Here is a 14,343-nt window from a genome sequence, read left to right as displayed (position 1 = left end):
ACACCTGGAGTTTATCGAACAGCCCAAATGAGATGACCTCTAAGGGAGAGATGCTGTCTGCCGCGTTCACTCTGGTTCGGCGGTCGGTGCAGGACGCCGTACGCATCACCGGGAGGGCTACCTCTCCGAAGGTGAAGCGACAGCCACTCAGTCTCGCTGACAAGGTCCGGGCCCGGATCGAGATGCACGGCGGTCGGGCCATGTCCTCTCAGGTTCTCCCGTTCGTCGGGGCGACGGCCGCTGAGGTTCGCGCCCTGCCGGGAATCGTCGTGACTGTGGAGCGGTCGGGGAAGACGGGCCGACCGGCCACCGTTTTCTCAATCCGCGGTGACAGTTCCGGTGACTCTGCGGCACAGCCGGCCAGCACGGACAGCAACAGGAACCGGGACACTTCCCGTCACGCTGAGCCGCAGCCGGCCAGCGCGGAGCGTGAACAGAACCGCGCAAGGGTTGTCCGTCTGGACGCCTATCGTCCGGAACCGACGCAGGCCCCGGAGCCAGCGCCAGAACCGAAGAGGTTGGTTCGCACGCCGGTTTCCGTGACCGAGCGGCCCAAACCGCTCGAAGAGAACCCGTTCCGCGCACTGCTCTAGCCAGCAAAGCGTTCCTGACTTCTGGCAGGCGTCACAATGGAGAAACCCCCCGCATCCGAACTGCGGGGGGTTTCTGGCCTCCGGGACACGGCGGCGTCCCATTGGCAGTCATGGAGCCTAATTCACTCCTTCCGAGGCTGATGCCCAGAGGGCGGCTCAGCGGGGCTTGTGCTGGGTACCTTGCGGCCGGGCCGGTGGAGGACCGCCCGGCGGATCAGGCCCCGGTGTTGTCGCCGGAAGGTCTACCCTCATAGGTGAGTTCCCTTCATCTGATGGTGGTGGGGAGCCAGGCGCCTCGGCCACTTGACCTTTGCGAGAGCGAGAGTGGTCGGGGCGTCATCCCGCGTAGTGCGGGTAGTAGGTGAACTTCGGGGCGATCTGCTCGGCGGTGAGGTCCGGCACTGTGAGGTTGCCGGTGACCAAAACGTCCTGGTTGCACCAGGGGGCGCCGAGTTCCACGAGTCGACCACCAGGCTCCATCTCCCAATCGGAGTCGGAGAGCTTCACGACGACGTCACTGCCGCAGATGAACGCGCGGTTCGCCTGGGTGATGATCCACCGGGCGTGTGCCACTTCCCCTTCTCCCGCCCGACAGCACCTCTCTGCCACTCGCCAGAGCAGGCGCCACTCGATTCCGGGGGTCAGAGGACCGACGGAGGCAACCTGTTGGTCATCTACAAGAGTGCTCGCGTGGCCGAAGACGGGTCCGAACATGGAGAAGGCCGTGAAACGGCCCCGACCCTTCGCTCCTTCGGCAGTTGCCATGAAAATTCCCCTTTTATACCTAGAGTTCCGGATCGTGAGGGCCGGACTCTAGCGGCTGGCACTGACAGCGGCCGGCCTCAGCAGCACGGGCCGTCGCCGCAGCACGTCGGTTCGTTGCAGTCGGCCTTGGTGCCCCACAGGGACTCGTCCACCTCGTAGCCGTGGGCGCGGATCTTGGCCACGACGTCGACCATCGTTGCCTTGTCCCGGTAGCGGCTCTTCGGGGCGTGGTGGATGAACCGGCCGTACTGCTCCGTGCAGAAGGCGGCGTACTCCTCGGTGTGGAGCATGAAGGTGTGCCAGCCGGGGTCAACGATCTGAGAGGGGGACATGCCCTCACCGGTCTTGCCCATGACGTCGATGAACGCCAGGGCCTCGTTCATGATGCGGTCGGCCATCGACCGTTCGTGTCCGTACTCCTCGGCGCAGAAGTCCACCAGGCGCGCGAACAGCTCGGGCGACACCAGGTCCCTGCCCTGGAGCAGGGAGACGGGCCTTTCGGGTGCCACAGTCATTCGGAAGTCCCTTCTTCCTCTGATCTGATGTGCACTTGCTGACCCACCCCCGGCCCCGACCGTGACGTCCCAGGCCGGGGGTGGGCGTTGAACCCCGCCCATCCGTCGGGGGAGGCAGATGGGCGGGAGCTTTTAGGCCGGTTGCCTGTCTCGATGCCTGTTGTAGTTGCGGACGAAGTTCCGCATGTATGCGCAGCAGCCTTCACAGGCGTGTACGGGGGCTTGCATGCCGTCCGACTCGACCGGGCCTATGAAAACGACCATCGCCCAGTGCCGGCCGTGGACGCACCAGCCCCAACTCATCGGCCTGCTCGGTCGGCTTGCCACTACTCCACCTTCTCCACCAGGGCGTAATCCTTGTAGGTGCGCTCGAAGCGTGTGTGGCCCGTTTCCTTGGCGTGCTCGGCCATCCAGTCGATAGGGTCCTCGTCGCCGCCGAACACCATGGACTCGGCTCCACACTCCTCTTCGTCCCCCGAGACGCAGCGGGCCCGCCAGGTCCTCTCTCGGTCGGGGTCTCGGGTGATCTTGTACTTCACGAAGCGGAGTACGGCTTTGGCGCTCACTGGTCCTGGCCCTCGTTCTTCGTCACGTAGACCTTCAGCAGTTCGAAGGTGACAGTCGCCATGTCTCGCATATAGGCAAATGCGTCGTAGGCGGGGGTGGCCGGCGTCGGACGGCTGGACAAGTCGAGGTGCCTGTACGCCCGGCGGAACAGCTCCATCACCTCGTCGTCCTGGTCCGCGCCCAGGTCTACGACCAACAGTTCTTCCAGGTGCCTGATGCACTCGGCCGTCCTGGCGTCGATGTCCGCTCGGGTCGACCGGGAGAGGTCCATGAGCTGAATCACGGTGATGGTGTCCCTGAACCAGTCAACTTCGAGGTGTTCTCTGGTCGTCTCAGGCTCTCGGATCACGCTGGCCACCACGATTCTCCCCTCGGTGCTGCCTCAGCAGGCTGGGTCCGAAGACGAACGTAGAGGCGCTGTCGCCCAAGTCCCAAGGAGATTGCGCCAGTTTGCAGCAAACCGATTGACGGGCTCGAACGACCTCGCGACCATCGTCTTGTCGCGCAATCCGGTGCAAGGAAGCGGACGGGAGAGCAACCATGCAGCTACGGTTCCTTGGGAAGAACTCCACCCCGGGAGACAGCCCCACCCTGTACGCCAGCGACCAGGACACCTACGTCATCCAAGGTTGGAAGGTGTATGCGAACGAACTCCTCATGCGTCTCGATGTGCCGGACGGTCAGACCGTCATCGAGGTGCCGACTGAGCTGTTCGAGCACCTGACCAAGGACGGGCTCCCCACTGGCGAGATCAAGAAGTACAACGACCCGATCAAGATCGTCACTGAACAGGGGACCTGCGTCCTTCAAGGCCCGGAAATGCACGACGCTGAAGCCCTGAGCCAGATGCGCATGCCCGACTATGAGACCTGCATCGAGGTCCCCAAGTCCTCGATCACGGCCCTGCTGGAGGAAGACAGTGGACCTGATCAGCCCCGCACAGCGTGACGAGCTGTTCAACCAGTTCGAGCGTGATGCCTTCCATCTGGAGCTGCGAGACGACTACGGGTCTCCCATCGAGGACACGCCGTACGCCCGATGGAAGCGTGGCGAACCCGACGACTACTCGTGGCTCGATGACTGGACGACGCTGATGAAGCGCGTCACGGGTGAGGGCAAGACGGTCCGTCGCGTTCGCGTGGTCACCGAGCCCCACAGCCAGTACGTCACTTGGGAGCACTCGCTCACGCACCTCAACATCGAGATCGGCGAGGACATCCGATGGCTTCCGAGGCACCGGCTGCCGGAAGGGGTTGCCTTCCCCGTGGGAGGGAACGACTGGTGGCTGTACGACGACCGCCTTCTTGCCGTGGGGCACTTCGATCGTGAAGGCCGAGTTCTCGGGTCAGAGATCGTGGAAGACCCTCACACCGTGGCCGAGTGCATCCGGCTGCGAGACCTGCTCTGGGCCGTCGCCATCCCTCACGCCGAGTACAAGCCCTGACCCATCGGTGAGCAACCAAGCACAAGAAGCACGAGAGGCGTTGGGTGCCCGGCTTCGCGGGTTCCGCAAGGATGCGGGCTTCGCGAGCGGCCGGGCATTCGCGCTGGCCACAGGATGGCAGGAGTCCAAGGTCTCTCGGATCGAGAACGGGAAGCAGAATGCCAGCGAGGACGACATCCGCGTCTGGTGCACAACGACCAACAGATCCGAGCAGATCGAAGACTTGATTGCCACGGTCCGGCACATTGACGAGCTCTGGCTTGAGTGGCGCCGGCAGTTGGCGACTGGGGCAGAGAAGAGACAGCAGGCCGCGATACCGGTCTACTCAAAAACTAAGGTATTTCGAATCTGGCATCCGACGCTCGTATGGGGGACGCTCCAAACGTCCGAGTACGCCGCAGAGACCTTCAAGCAGGTCGTCAACTATTACGAGATTCCTGACGACACCGAAGCCGCCACGGCTAAGCGGCTTGAACGTCAGCAGTACCTGTACCGAGGAGATCGAATCTTTAACGTCTTGCTCGGCGAGCAGGCGCTGTACAGCAACTTTGGAGGAAAGGAGGTGATGAAGGGGCAACTGGACCGCTTGTTGTCGGTCATGGGGCTGGCCAGGCTGAGCCTGGGCATCGTCCCTAAGTCTGCACCCCTGCGTATCTGGCCTGGTAACTCATTCTCGATGTTCGATGACAAACTCGTCCTAGTTGAGACCTTCTCGGCAGAGTTTTCCGTCACGCAGCCACGCGAAATCGAGCTGTACACTAAAGCGTTCGCCCTGTTGAAACAGTCAGCGGTCTACGGAGCCGCTGTACGAGACCTCATTTTCGCTGCAATCCATCACTACGACAGGATGCCGACCGATTAGGAGGCGGGACCTTGGCCGTGAACCCGAATTGGCGCACGAGTTCCTACACGAAATCCGATAGCTGCGTCGAAGTCGCAGACAACGACCCCTCTCGGGTCATGGTGCGAGACACCAAGCATCGGGAATTTGGTCACCTGAGTCTCAATCCGGCTTCCTGGAGCCGGTTCATCGAGGCTGCGAAGGAGGTCTCTCAGTAGCACTACATCATCACCTGTGGGATCCGGCCCCCGTGCAGGGAGGGGGCCGGATCACCTGAGCTACTGGTCTCTGCCGAAACTCTCGAAGCGGTCCCCCGGAGCGGGGGCCTACAGCCCCCTGGCGCAGGGCGGGAGTTTTCATGCGCCCCCGGCCAGGGAGGACGGGAAGTTTCAAAGCCGGGCAGTATCCCCGAGACGATCAAGGACCGTGGAGGGCAGCGGTCCCGGCCTCCACTCCCCGCTTCCGCCGTCCTCACGGCTGGCATAGTGGCTGACCGCGCCGTCCGCGTCATGGCGCTCGCTCAAGAAGTGTCGGTTGCCCTTGATAGTCCACGGCTCGATGAGTGCCGTGCCGACACCCGGCCACGATAGTGCGAGGGTTGCGAATGCCCGTGCCTGCTCCAAGGTGCCGCCAACGAACTGGCCGCCCGGTGAGTCAAGAGCACCAACGTGGCTTCGCGGTACGACCTGGAAGTAGATCGCGTAGTCATCAATCGTCTGTCCACTCATGGCGCAAGACTACGTGTGGGACTGTGGCGCACGGCGGGGCTTTCCGCTGCTCAGAGCGGGTTGGCCACGTGACCAACGCATGACCAACAGCGGCCAGGAACAGGCAGAAACGGCAGGTGAGCATGACCAACCTCCACAGCCTCGAAGGCGGCTCGTGGGGCGTGTTCCCGCAGGTCAGCTAGCTAATGGGCTGGTGCCCGAGTGGAGAGTTCAAGTCCCCCCTCGGACACTCGCTATCCAGTTCTTCGGCCCCAGCTGTCCGAGCCTCTTGGCCCCAGCTGCCGGGTCGGGAAGTTCGTGTTCGTCAGAAGTGGCCCCAGGACGTTCACCGACCCCCGGCTCTGCGCGGCCATCGCCGACCGGCTCACCTTCGGGGGCAACATCATCGAGATCGGCACGGACTCCTACCGTCTCGCCACCACCCGGGCACGCGCCGAGCACTAGCGAACGGCCTGATCCTCCCAGCTGCCCCGCACCGCGTCACCGCTCGCGCAGGCGCCGATGCCACCAAGGACCCGCTGGCGACAGCGGGTCCGCCAGAGTCCGGCGCAGCAGTTCGCCATCCAGCCGTTCGACAATGACTCGCAGATCAGCTTGGGCCCGCGGCGGCAACCCGATCAAGGCTTCCTGGAGCGTGTCACGGGCAGAGACCACGTCGCAGCACGGGCAGTCCGCCCACGGGACATACAACACTCTCTCCGGGCCCTTGAGGAATCGGCCAAGTGCCACGATCGCATCGAAAACAGCTCCAGGCCAGAGACGCTCGGCCTCCAGCCGAGTCACCGCCGCCTGCGAACTGCGGCCGAGACCGTCAACCTGCTCGGCCCGCCGTTCACCGACACGGCGCCGTCGAGCGCGCACAGTGCTGGGCGGCCTACGCGGCATTGCCCCTTGAGATCGTCATGCCTGCAGTCTGCCATGCGTCGGCATATCAGTGGGGCCAATTCCCCCGGTCACAACCTCCCGCCAAGATCGCCCCCCTGGGGCCAGAACCCGCGGCCGAACGGGGCCAACGAACACGTTCCAGATCATTCAGGCCCACCAGTCGTCGCCGGTGTGCCAGCGCCGCACCCACTCCTCGAAGCCCCATGCCTCGTCACCAGGTGCAGCGATGGCACCGACGTCGGAGACCATCCAGACCTCGCCGCAGCGGGGGCCCGCGGTGAGGAGGAGCCAGAAGCACTGTCCGTCCTCGGAGCCGAGAACAAGAAATCCGTTGTTGAACGCGGCTTCGATCCGCGGGTCCTCGGGGGTGGCCTCCTCGTCGTCCTCCCAGTGCCAGGCCGCCTGCAAGGCTAACGGCCTTCCTGGCTGCCGTGGGCCGAGGTCAGGCCAGGTGCCGGGCAGCCAGCCAAGCGGCTGTAGACCACCGTCGCCTGCAGGGCCGAGGCTCGACCCGTTGCTGATCTCCGCGACGAAGGTTCTGTACGGCTCAGGAAGGCCCACCCCGTTCTCCGCCTCCCACGCTGCGACGGCCTCATGGCCGAGCGCCGGCTTGCGCCATTCCGGGGGGAACGCGGAGCGCGGTGAGCCTTCTAGGGCGTGTTTCAGAAGTGGATCTTGATGTGTCAAGATCCACTTTATGGGGAGGCACGATCTGACGAATGCGCAGTGGGCGAAGCTGGAGCCCCTGCTCCCGGTCGGGAAGAAGTCTACGGCGGTGGGCTCTCCCTGTGTGACCGCCGATACCTGCTCGTCTCTGGGCTGCTGAGGTCGATGGTCGCGTCCCGCCAAGTCGGTGGGGTGTCCCCGGCCGCGAACGGGTGGGCTCGCCCCTGCCCGGACCTCATGCCGGAGGGGGAGGGGTGAGGGCTGTTCACGACTTCGAAGTGCGTTGCCGGCGATGTCGTCGTGCATGAGTGGCAGGCCGCTGACGCCATGGCTGTCGAGGTATGGCATGCCCCGGGCCGGGCGCTGCGCTTCTACGACCGCCGCGGATGGTGTCGGGCTGCGGTTGACGGCGGACCCGTCCTGCCGAGTAGACGCCGTGACCGGTTGTGGCGGCTCAGCCGGCTGGCATTACCAGTTTTGGCGCCGTCGGGTCCACGGCGTAGTGGGCGGTGGTGGTGAGCGTCTCGTACGCCCCGGCGCCGTGGAAGCGGTGGGCCTTGGCGAACGGCTCGCGGGAGTGCATCTCCAGTCGGCCCGGGGGCTCCGGAACAGGACTCACCGGCCCGTCTCCTGAAACGCCGGGGAAGCGGGGCGCCAGCCCAGCTCGCGGGCGATCAGGTGCCGTACGTCGTGCAGGATCTGTTCGTACTCCTCGCGATGGAACTCGTACGGCAACTCCAGGCGCAGCTCCGACACCTGCGCGAGGACGGGATCGGCGGCCAGTTGCTCGAGGATCTGCTCGGCGGTGCCCACCACGTCCGGGGCGAAGAGGATCTGCTTGGGGCCGAAGGCCCGCGGTGCCAGGGTGCGCTCGTGCCGGCTCGCCGCGTACTCCCGGTAGCGGGCCCGGGTGGCCGCGTCGGCGCTGTCGTACGGCACGATCACCCGCCCCAGGGCCACCCGTGGTGCCGACCGGACGCCGCCCAGGGCCCGCCGGTACTCGGCGAGCAGGTTCAGCTGGGCCGTGGTGAAGTCGGTGGTGTCCTCACTGCTGACGATGTTCCCGGACAGCAGGTTCAGGCCGTTCTCGGCGGCCCAGCGCGCCGAGCGCAGGCTGCCTCCGCCGTACCAGATCCGGTGCACCAGGCCGGGGTTGTGCGGTTGCAGCCGCGGCCGCTGGGTGTTGCCCGGCGACTGGATGACCGTGTCCGGGCCGCCGAGGTACTCGCCGCGCAGGGTGTCGACCAGGCGGGTGATCCTGCCGTAAGACAGGTCGAAGCTGCGCCAGTCGCCGTCGTACACCAGGTCGCCGAGCAGTTCGGCGTGAGGCATGCCGGTGCTGAAGCCGACCTGGAGGCGGCCGCGGGACAGTACGTCGGCCAGCGCGAGGTCCTCGGCCAGGCGGAACGGGCTCTCGTACCCGATGGGGATGACTGCGGTCCCCAGCTCGACCCGCTCGGTGCGCTGGCCGGCCGCGGCGAGGAACACCGCGGCGGAACCGACGCCGTGCTCGAGGTGGCGCTGGCGAATCCAGGCCCCGTCGTAGCCGAGCCGTTCGCCGTATTCGAACAGCTGGAGGGTCTCCTCCAGGCCCGTATAGGGGTCGTCGTCGGCGAAATTGCCCGGAGTGAGGAAGGCCAACGAGGTGATGGTGGGAGTGCTCATGACGCTGCTCCTCGGCTCGTGGTGGTCTCGGGGGCGGGGGAGGGGACACGGCCGCCGGGGATCGCCGCGAGCAGTTCGCGGGTGTACTCGTGGCGAGGGCGGGTGAACAGTTCCTCCGGCGGGCCTGTCTCGACGACGCGGCCGGTCCGCATCACGGCGACCTGGTGCGCGATCTGCCGTACGACGGCCAGGTCGTGCGATATGAAGAGGTAGGTCACCCCCGTGTCGGCCTGCAACTCGGCGAGCAAGTCCAAGACTTGGGCCTGCACGGACACGTCGAGGGCGGAGACCGGCTCGTCGCAGACCACCAGGTCGGGGGAGAGGGCGAGGGCGCGGGCGATCGCCACGCGCTGCCGCTGTCCGCCGGACAGCTCCGCCGGCCGGCGCTCCAGTGTGGCGGAGGGAAGCGCCACCCGGTCGAGCAGTTCGCGGGCCCGGGCGAGCCGGGAAGCGCGGTCGCCGACCTTGAAGGCGCGCAGCGGCTCGGTGATCACCTCGCCGATGGAGTAGCGCGGGTCGAGCGAGGCGTACGGGTTCTGGTAGACGAGTTGGGCGCGGCGGCGCAGCTGCCGGGTCTGGGCGCCACGCGCGGTGGTGACGTCGGTGCCGTCGAAGAGGATCTGCCCCGCGGTCGCGTCGGCGAGGCGGAGCACCAGGCGGGCGGTGGTGGACTTGCCCGAGCCCGACTCGCCGACCAGGGCGAGGGTCTGGCCCCGGTGGAGGGTGAGGCTGACGTCGTCGACGGCACGCAGGGTGCGGGGCCCGTCCTCCGTGCGGGGCAGCCTGAACTCCTTGACCAGGTTGCGCACTTCCACCAGGGGTGCCGTCTGCGCCTCGGGGATGGAGACCGGCGTACGGGGCCGGGTGGTGGTGAGGCTCGGCGCACTGGCCAGCAGGTGCCGGGTGTAGTCGTCCTGCGGGTCGGCCAGGATGTCACGGGTGGGGCCCGCTTCCACGACCTTGCCCTGGGACATCACCACCAGCCGCTGTGCCCGGTCGGCGGCGACCCCGAGGTCGTGGGTCACGAGCAGGACCGCGGTGCCCGACTCCTCGGTGAGGCGCTGGAGATGGTCGAGGATGACCCGTTGCACGGTGACGTCGAGCGCGCTGGTGGGCTCGTCGGCGATGATCAGTTCGGGCTGCGCGGCGATGGCGATGGCGATCAGAGCGCGTTGCCGCATGCCGCCGGACAGTTCGTGCGGATACTGCCGGGCCCGGAGGGCCGCGTCTGGCAGTCCGGCCCGGTCCAGGACGGCGACCGCCTTGGCGGGAGCCGATCGGCGGGTCGCCAGACCGTGGATGCGCAGCACCTCGGCGACCTGGTCGCCGATCCGCTTGACCGGGTTGAGGGAGACGGTCGGGTCCTGGGGGACCAGTCCGATCCGTGCTCCGCGTACGGTGCGCAGTTCGGCTTCCGAGAGGGCGACGAGATCGTGCCGGCCGAAGCGGACCGTGCCCGCGTCGATACGGCCATTCGTCGGCAGGAGCCGGGTGATGGCGTGTGCGGTCGTGCTCTTGCCGGAGCCGGACTCGCCGACCACCGCGGTCACCTGGCCCGGCCACACGTCGAGGTCCACGCCCCGGACGGCCGGGATCGTGCCGCCCCGGGTGCGGTACGACACCGACAGGCCGCGTAGCTCCAGCAGGGGTGTGGTCACGTCATCACCGTTCTCACGTTCGTCGGTCATGGCTGCCGGGACCATTCGCCGTCCAGCGCCCGGGCGATGCGGTTGGTGGCCAGCACGGTAGCGGCGATCGCCAGTCCGGGCAGTGCTGTCAGCCACCAGGCGTTGGCGAGGTAGTTGCGGCCGTCGGAGATCAACGTGCCCCACTCCGGGGCGGGCGGGGGAGCGCCGTAGCCGAGGAAGCTCAGGGCGGAGACGGCCAGGATGGAGGAGCCGAAGTCGAGGGTGGCCAGGACGATCACCGGGCCCGCCGCATTGGGCAGCACATGTCGGCCGAGCACCGAGTACCAGCGGGCCCCGCTCGCGCGCGAGGCCTCCACGAACACCGCCTGCCGCACTCGGAGCACCTCCGCGCGCGCCACTCGGGCGAACGCGGCGACGCTGGCGATGCCGACCGCGACGGCCACCTTCACCGTGCCGTAGCCCAACGCGGTGACCAGGGCCAGGGACATGAACAGCGCGGGGATGGACAGCAGTACGTCGACGAAGCGCATCAGCACGTCGTCCACCCAGCGGCCCACGAACCCGGCGACCAACCCGAGCAGTCCGCCCACCACGAACGCCACCAGCACCGCTATCAGCGTGGCCTTCAGGGACAGCTGGGCGCCATGGACGACCCGCGAGAACACATCGCGGCCCAGTTCGTCGGTGCCGAACCAGTGACTGCCGCTCGGGCCGCGGAAGTTCTGGGACGGCACGCTCTTCAGCGGGTCCTGGGAGGTGAACAGGCCGGGCCAGAACGAGGCCAGCACCACCAGCACGAGGACGACGACCGACAGCAGCAGACCCGGGCGGCGCACCGCGAAGCGCAGCCCCCGCCGTACATCCATGCGGCGTCCCGGCTCCGGCCCCGACCCCGCCTCGACCGGGCGGGCCAGTCCCAGCGCCGCCTCGGCCGGGTCGTCGACAAGGCTCTGGCTCATGCGAGTGCCGCCCTTCTGTCTGAGGCCACCACGATCCGCGGATCCAGGAGCGGATAGATCAGGTCGATGACCAGGTTCGTCGTCACGAAGATCAGCGCCCCGAAGGCCACCACCCCCTGGACCACCGGGATGTCCTGGGCGGTGACGGCAGCCGCGGTCACGCGCCCGAGGCCGTCGCGGGAGAACACCGTCTCGACGACCACCGAACCGGCGATCAGCTGCCCCACCAGCAGGCCGACGACCGTCAGCGCCGGCAGGGACGCGTTGCGCAGGGCGTGCCGCAGATGGACCCGCCACCGGCCGGCGCCCTTGGCCCGCGCGGTCTCCACATACGCCTGGTCCAGTGCGGTGAGCAGGCTCTTGGCGAGCACCTGGGCGATCTGCGCGCCGGTCGGGACCGCCAGCGTCAGGGCCGGCAGCACCAGCCCCTTCAGGCCGTCGTTGCCGAACGCGGGGAACCAGTGCAGCCGGAAGGAGAACATCTCGACGAGCAGCAGCCCCACCCAGAACGTCGGGACGGACACCCCCAGCGGCGGCAACGACAGCAGAAGCTGCCGCAGCCAGCGCCGAGCGGTGTAGGTCGCCAGCACCGCCAGACCACCGCCGAGCAGCACCGCCAACAGGATGGCGGCACCGGTCAGTTGGAGGGTCTGCGGCAGCGCGTCGGCCAGCGTCGAGGTGACCGGACGGCCGGTGGCGACCGAGCCGCCGAAGTCCCCGAGCACCGCTTGTCCCAGGTAGTCGGCGTACTGCACCAGCACCGGCTTGTCGAAGCCGTACTCGTGCCGCAGCGCGGCCAGCCGGGCCGGGTCGACGTCCCCCGAGTCCATCCCGGCACTGGCCATCGCGGTGACCGGGTCACCGGGCAGCCAGTTCAGTACCAGGAACGACACCGTGTACGCCGCCCACAGCACCCCGACCGCCTGCGCCAGTCGCTTGATCACATAGCGGCGCATGCGCTAGCCGATCCAGGTGTCGTGCAACTGGATGCGGCTGCCCGAGTCGAAGTCGAGGCTGTGCACCTTCTTCGACACGGCCAGCTGGGTCTGGAGTTCCACCACCGGCACGTTGTACGCGTTCTGCACGATCAGCTTCTGCGCCTCGTCCACCAGCTGCTCCCGCTTGGCGGTGTCCGTGGTCGCGGCCTGGCCGGACAGCGCCGTGTCCAGGGAAGTGGCGGGCAGGCGGTAGAAGTTGGCCAGTTGGCTGGAGAAGGAGGTACGCAGGATATCCGGGTCGGAGCGGGTCACGTTGCTCCACACCAGGTCGAAGTCACCGCCCTGGAGCGTGGAGGCGAACTGGCTGACCTGACCCTGCTTGAGCACCACGTCGATCCCGACGGCCTTCAGCTGCTGCTGGACCAGCTCCAGTGCGGGCTGGTTGGTGGCGGCGTTGGGGAACCAGCTGATGGTCAGGCTCAGCTTCTTGCCGTCCTTGGCGCGTATGCCGTCACTGCCGGCTTTCCAACCGGCCGCTTCAAGCAGGGACTTCGCCTTGGCCGCGTCGAAGGCGAGGTCCGAGGAGAGGTCGGTGTAGTCGGGCGTGGTTTGCGCCAGGACGCTGGTCGCCGGCTGGGTCCCGGTCGGGAACACGGTGTCGGTGATCTGCTTGCGGTCGATGGCCGCCAGGATCGCCTGGCGCACCTTCACGTCCTTCAGCAGAGGCCGCGCGTTGTTGACGCCGAGCCCGAAGACCACACCGGGGTTGGCCCGGCGCAGCAGGGTGACCTGACCGCCCCCGAGCGCCGCCTCGTTGGCCTTGCCGACGCTGCTGATCGCGTCCACCTGCCCGGACTGGAGGCTGCCGACCCGCACCCCCGCCTCGGGGACGACCTTGAAGACCAGCTTGTCCAGGTAGGCCTCGCCCTTCTTGGACCACAGCGAGGAGCCCCAGTCGTAGCCGGTGCGTTTGGCCAGGGTGATCGACTGGTTCTGGACGTACTGCTTGAGCACGAACGGCCCCGACCCGATGACACCGTCGCTGCACTTCTGCTGCGGGATCTTCTTCACGCTCGCCGACGACTCGATGCCCAGCGAGTGGGTCGAAGTCGCCTGGAGGAACTGGGCGTTGGGCTCCCTGAAGGTCACCTTGACGGTGAGCGGGTCCACCACGGTGGTGCTCTTGACGCCGCTGAGATACCCCTGGGCGAGGACCCCGAGGGCGCCGAGCTTCGGCACCGCGTCGAAGTTGTCCTTGACCACCTGTGCGGTCAGCTGGGAGCCGTCGCTGAAGGTGACGCCCGAGCGCAGATGGAAGGTGAACTCCGTGGCGTCGGCGTTGATGTCCCAGCTCTTGGCGAGCCACGGCACGATCTTGCCGGTCCTGGGGTCCTGGTCGGTCAGGGAGTCCACGGTCTGGCGTACCGAGTAGATGCTCTCGTTGCTGCCGACCTGCTGTGGATCCACGCAGCCGGCGTCGGAACCCACCGCGAAGGTCAGGGTGCCGCCGGACTTCGGCCGGCTGCTTCCGCTGTTGGAGTCGTTGCCCGAACCGCAGGCGGTCAGCAGAACACTGGTGGTCAGCAGGGCGGCGAGGGGCGCCCAGCGGGGGGCTCTGAAAGCCGGAAGTGCGTTCACGGAGGGTTCTCCTACTCGTGTCACCAGGCATGGAGGCGCCGTACAAGGCACGACCGTGCATGGGTGTGCGGCCCCGGCCGGACAAGACCGGTGGCGGGGAAGCGCTGTGCAGACAGGGATCAGGGGGGAGCGGGGGTCAGCCGCAGGCGGGTGCGGTGACGACCGGCGTGTGCCGGACTACGACCGGCGGCGGAAGGGCCCGTCAGGCCTGACAGAGGCAGCTGGTCGAGCGCTTGAGGTCGATGTGGCGCCGACGCGAGAGCCGGGAGAACACGGTGGCGCCGGCGAAGCGGGCGCTGAGGTCACCACCGTGCCGCATGCCGGTCCTCCACATTTCCGGCCCCGGTCACGGGGCCACGCGCTTGCGGAGATCGTCGGTGATCCCGCCGGGCTTTCACCTGGAGCACCCCACCGCGCGGGAGGGTTGCCGGCCAGCGAGCCAGGGCTTGACGCTGACACTCAATGCCGTCCGTGATCGTACGGAGGCCTC

At 67.3% G+C, this 14,343-nt stretch carries 17 protein-coding genes, 2 pseudogenes and 1 riboswitch; of the genes and pseudogenes, 6 read left to right on the top strand and 13 right to left on the bottom strand.

Annotated features, from left to right (window positions below):
• Positions 1 to 593 (top strand): annotated as a pseudogene (locus AAW14_RS25215) (hypothetical protein); the annotation flags it as partial.
• 336 nt (positions 594 to 929) lie between these two features.
• Here the strand turns inward: AAW14_RS25215 and AAW14_RS25210 are convergent.
• From AAW14_RS25210 to AAW14_RS25195, 4 genes are all read right to left on the bottom strand, one after another.
• Positions 930 to 1,166, bottom strand: coding sequence for a hypothetical protein (locus AAW14_RS25210; RefSeq protein WP_265566202.1), 237 nt, complete (start codon positions 1,164 to 1,166; stop codon positions 930 to 932).
• 269 nt (positions 1,167 to 1,435) lie between these two features.
• Entirely contained in the window at positions 1,436 to 1,873 is a 438-nt protein-coding gene (locus tag AAW14_RS25205; RefSeq protein WP_189815833.1) for a glycine-rich domain-containing protein, read from the bottom strand.
• A gap of 326 nt (positions 1,874 to 2,199) precedes the next feature.
• Entirely contained in the window at positions 2,200 to 2,439 is a 240-nt protein-coding gene (locus tag AAW14_RS25200; RefSeq protein ID WP_265566201.1) for a hypothetical protein, read from the bottom strand.
• The gene (locus AAW14_RS25195) at positions 2,436 to 2,798 is read right to left on the bottom strand and encodes a hypothetical protein (protein ID WP_265566200.1); all 363 of its coding nucleotides are present in this window, start codon (positions 2,796 to 2,798) and stop codon (positions 2,436 to 2,438) included. The genes AAW14_RS25200 and AAW14_RS25195 overlap by 4 nt, the downstream gene beginning before the upstream one ends.
• A 182-nt stretch (positions 2,799 to 2,980) precedes the next feature.
• On the opposite strand from AAW14_RS25195, the gene AAW14_RS25190 reads away from it, so the two are divergent.
• From AAW14_RS25190 to AAW14_RS25175, 4 genes are read left to right on the top strand one after another with little or no spacing between them, the layout of a single operon-like run.
• Entirely contained in the window at positions 2,981 to 3,388 is a 408-nt protein-coding gene (locus AAW14_RS25190; RefSeq protein ID WP_189815830.1) for a hypothetical protein, read from the top strand.
• Positions 3,360 to 3,884: a DUF6879 family protein gene (locus AAW14_RS25185; RefSeq protein ID WP_265566199.1), complete on the top strand. Its 525-nt coding sequence runs from the start codon at positions 3,360 to 3,362 to the stop codon at positions 3,882 to 3,884. The genes AAW14_RS25190 and AAW14_RS25185 overlap by 29 nt, the downstream gene beginning before the upstream one ends.
• Before the next feature lie 7 nt (positions 3,885 to 3,891).
• On the top strand, positions 3,892 to 4,746 hold the full coding sequence (locus AAW14_RS25180) for a helix-turn-helix domain-containing protein (RefSeq protein WP_265566198.1): 855 nt from the start codon (positions 3,892 to 3,894) through the stop codon (positions 4,744 to 4,746).
• A 17-nt stretch (positions 4,747 to 4,763) separates the two neighbouring features.
• Complete coding sequence (locus AAW14_RS25175) at positions 4,764 to 4,943, top strand: DUF397 domain-containing protein (protein ID WP_322741109.1); 180 nt, start codon at positions 4,764 to 4,766, stop codon at positions 4,941 to 4,943.
• 171 nt (positions 4,944 to 5,114) lie between these two features.
• Here the strand turns inward: AAW14_RS25175 and AAW14_RS25170 are convergent, their stop codons facing one another.
• The gene (locus AAW14_RS25170) at positions 5,115 to 5,453 is read right to left on the bottom strand and encodes a hypothetical protein (RefSeq protein ID WP_189815827.1); all 339 of its coding nucleotides are present in this window, start codon (positions 5,451 to 5,453) and stop codon (positions 5,115 to 5,117) included.
• A gap of 318 nt (positions 5,454 to 5,771) precedes the next feature.
• Here AAW14_RS25170 and AAW14_RS25165 point away from each other — a divergent pair.
• Positions 5,772 to 5,897 (top strand): annotated as a pseudogene (locus AAW14_RS25165) (AAA family ATPase); the annotation flags it as partial.
• Positions 5,898 to 6,485: 588 nt separating this feature from the next.
• Here the strand turns inward: AAW14_RS25165 and AAW14_RS39835 are convergent.
• From AAW14_RS39835 to AAW14_RS39520, 8 genes are all read right to left on the bottom strand, one after another.
• Positions 6,486 to 7,310, bottom strand: coding sequence for an SMI1/KNR4 family protein (locus tag AAW14_RS39835; RefSeq protein ID WP_416223365.1), 825 nt, complete (start codon positions 7,308 to 7,310; stop codon positions 6,486 to 6,488).
• Between the two features lie 148 nt (positions 7,311 to 7,458).
• Complete coding sequence (locus tag AAW14_RS25155; RefSeq protein WP_265566195.1) at positions 7,459 to 7,623, bottom strand: hypothetical protein; 165 nt, start codon at positions 7,621 to 7,623, stop codon at positions 7,459 to 7,461.
• Positions 7,620 to 8,669, bottom strand: a complete 1,050-nt coding sequence (locus AAW14_RS25150) for an LLM class flavin-dependent oxidoreductase (protein WP_265566194.1) — start codon at positions 8,667 to 8,669, stop codon at positions 7,620 to 7,622. The genes AAW14_RS25155 and AAW14_RS25150 overlap by 4 nt, the downstream gene beginning before the upstream one ends.
• Positions 8,666 to 10,372 (bottom strand): dipeptide ABC transporter ATP-binding protein, encoded by a 1,707-nt coding sequence (locus AAW14_RS25145; protein WP_416223364.1) that lies wholly within the window; start codon positions 10,370 to 10,372, stop codon positions 8,666 to 8,668. Before AAW14_RS25145 ends, AAW14_RS25150 begins: the two co-directional genes overlap by 4 nt.
• Positions 10,354 to 11,277, bottom strand: a complete 924-nt coding sequence (locus AAW14_RS25140; protein WP_265566192.1) for an ABC transporter permease — start codon at positions 11,275 to 11,277, stop codon at positions 10,354 to 10,356. Before AAW14_RS25140 ends, AAW14_RS25145 begins: the two co-directional genes overlap by 19 nt.
• On the bottom strand, positions 11,274 to 12,233 hold the full coding sequence (locus AAW14_RS25135; protein ID WP_265566191.1) for an ABC transporter permease: 960 nt from the start codon (positions 12,231 to 12,233) through the stop codon (positions 11,274 to 11,276). The genes AAW14_RS25140 and AAW14_RS25135 overlap by 4 nt, the downstream gene beginning before the upstream one ends.
• A gap of 3 nt (positions 12,234 to 12,236) precedes the next feature.
• The gene (locus AAW14_RS25130) at positions 12,237 to 13,853 is read right to left on the bottom strand and encodes an ABC transporter substrate-binding protein (protein WP_265566190.1); all 1,617 of its coding nucleotides are present in this window, start codon (positions 13,851 to 13,853) and stop codon (positions 12,237 to 12,239) included.
• A gap of 202 nt (positions 13,854 to 14,055) precedes the next feature.
• A complete protein-coding gene (locus AAW14_RS39520) occupies positions 14,056 to 14,172 on the bottom strand; it encodes a putative leader peptide (RefSeq protein WP_023551189.1) in 117 nt (38 codons plus the stop codon).
• 34 nt (positions 14,173 to 14,206) lie between these two features.
• Positions 14,207 to 14,320: riboswitch (SAM riboswitch) on the bottom strand.
• Positions 14,321 to 14,343 lie beyond the last annotated feature (23 nt).

Origin of the sequence: Streptomyces hygroscopicus (assembly GCF_026168105.1) — a bacterium.
GTDB lineage: Bacteria > Actinomycetota > Actinomycetes > Streptomycetales > Streptomycetaceae > Streptomyces > Streptomyces hygroscopicus_D.
Note: the sequence above shows the minus strand (reverse complement) of the source record. Positions and strands in the feature narration are given on the sequence as shown.

Bases quoted from the DNA above. Each gene is read 5' to 3' on its own strand.
- AAW14_RS25205 (WP_189815833.1), bottom strand. From the start codon at position 1,873: ATGACTGTGGCACCCGAAAGGCCCGTCTCCCTGCTCCAGGGCAGGGAC.
- AAW14_RS25190 (WP_189815830.1), top strand. From the start codon at position 2,981: ATGCAGCTACGGTTCCTTGGGAAGAACTCCACCCCGGGAGACAGCCCC.
- AAW14_RS25170 (WP_189815827.1), bottom strand. From the start codon at position 5,453: ATGAGTGGACAGACGATTGATGACTACGCGATCTACTTCCAGGTCGTA.
- AAW14_RS39835 (WP_416223365.1), bottom strand. From the start codon at position 7,310: ATGCACGACGACATCGCCGGCAACGCACTTCGAAGTCGTGAACAGCCC.
- AAW14_RS25150 (WP_265566194.1), bottom strand. From the start codon at position 8,669: ATGAGCACTCCCACCATCACCTCGTTGGCCTTCCTCACTCCGGGCAAT.
- AAW14_RS25145 (WP_416223364.1), bottom strand. From the start codon at position 10,372: ATGGTCCCGGCAGCCATGACCGACGAACGTGAGAACGGTGATGACGTG.
- AAW14_RS25140 (WP_265566192.1), bottom strand. From the start codon at position 11,277: ATGAGCCAGAGCCTTGTCGACGACCCGGCCGAGGCGGCGCTGGGACTG.
- AAW14_RS25135 (WP_265566191.1), bottom strand. From the start codon at position 12,233: ATGCGCCGCTATGTGATCAAGCGACTGGCGCAGGCGGTCGGGGTGCTG.
- AAW14_RS39520 (WP_023551189.1), bottom strand. From the start codon at position 14,172: ATGCGGCACGGTGGTGACCTCAGCGCCCGCTTCGCCGGCGCCACCGTG.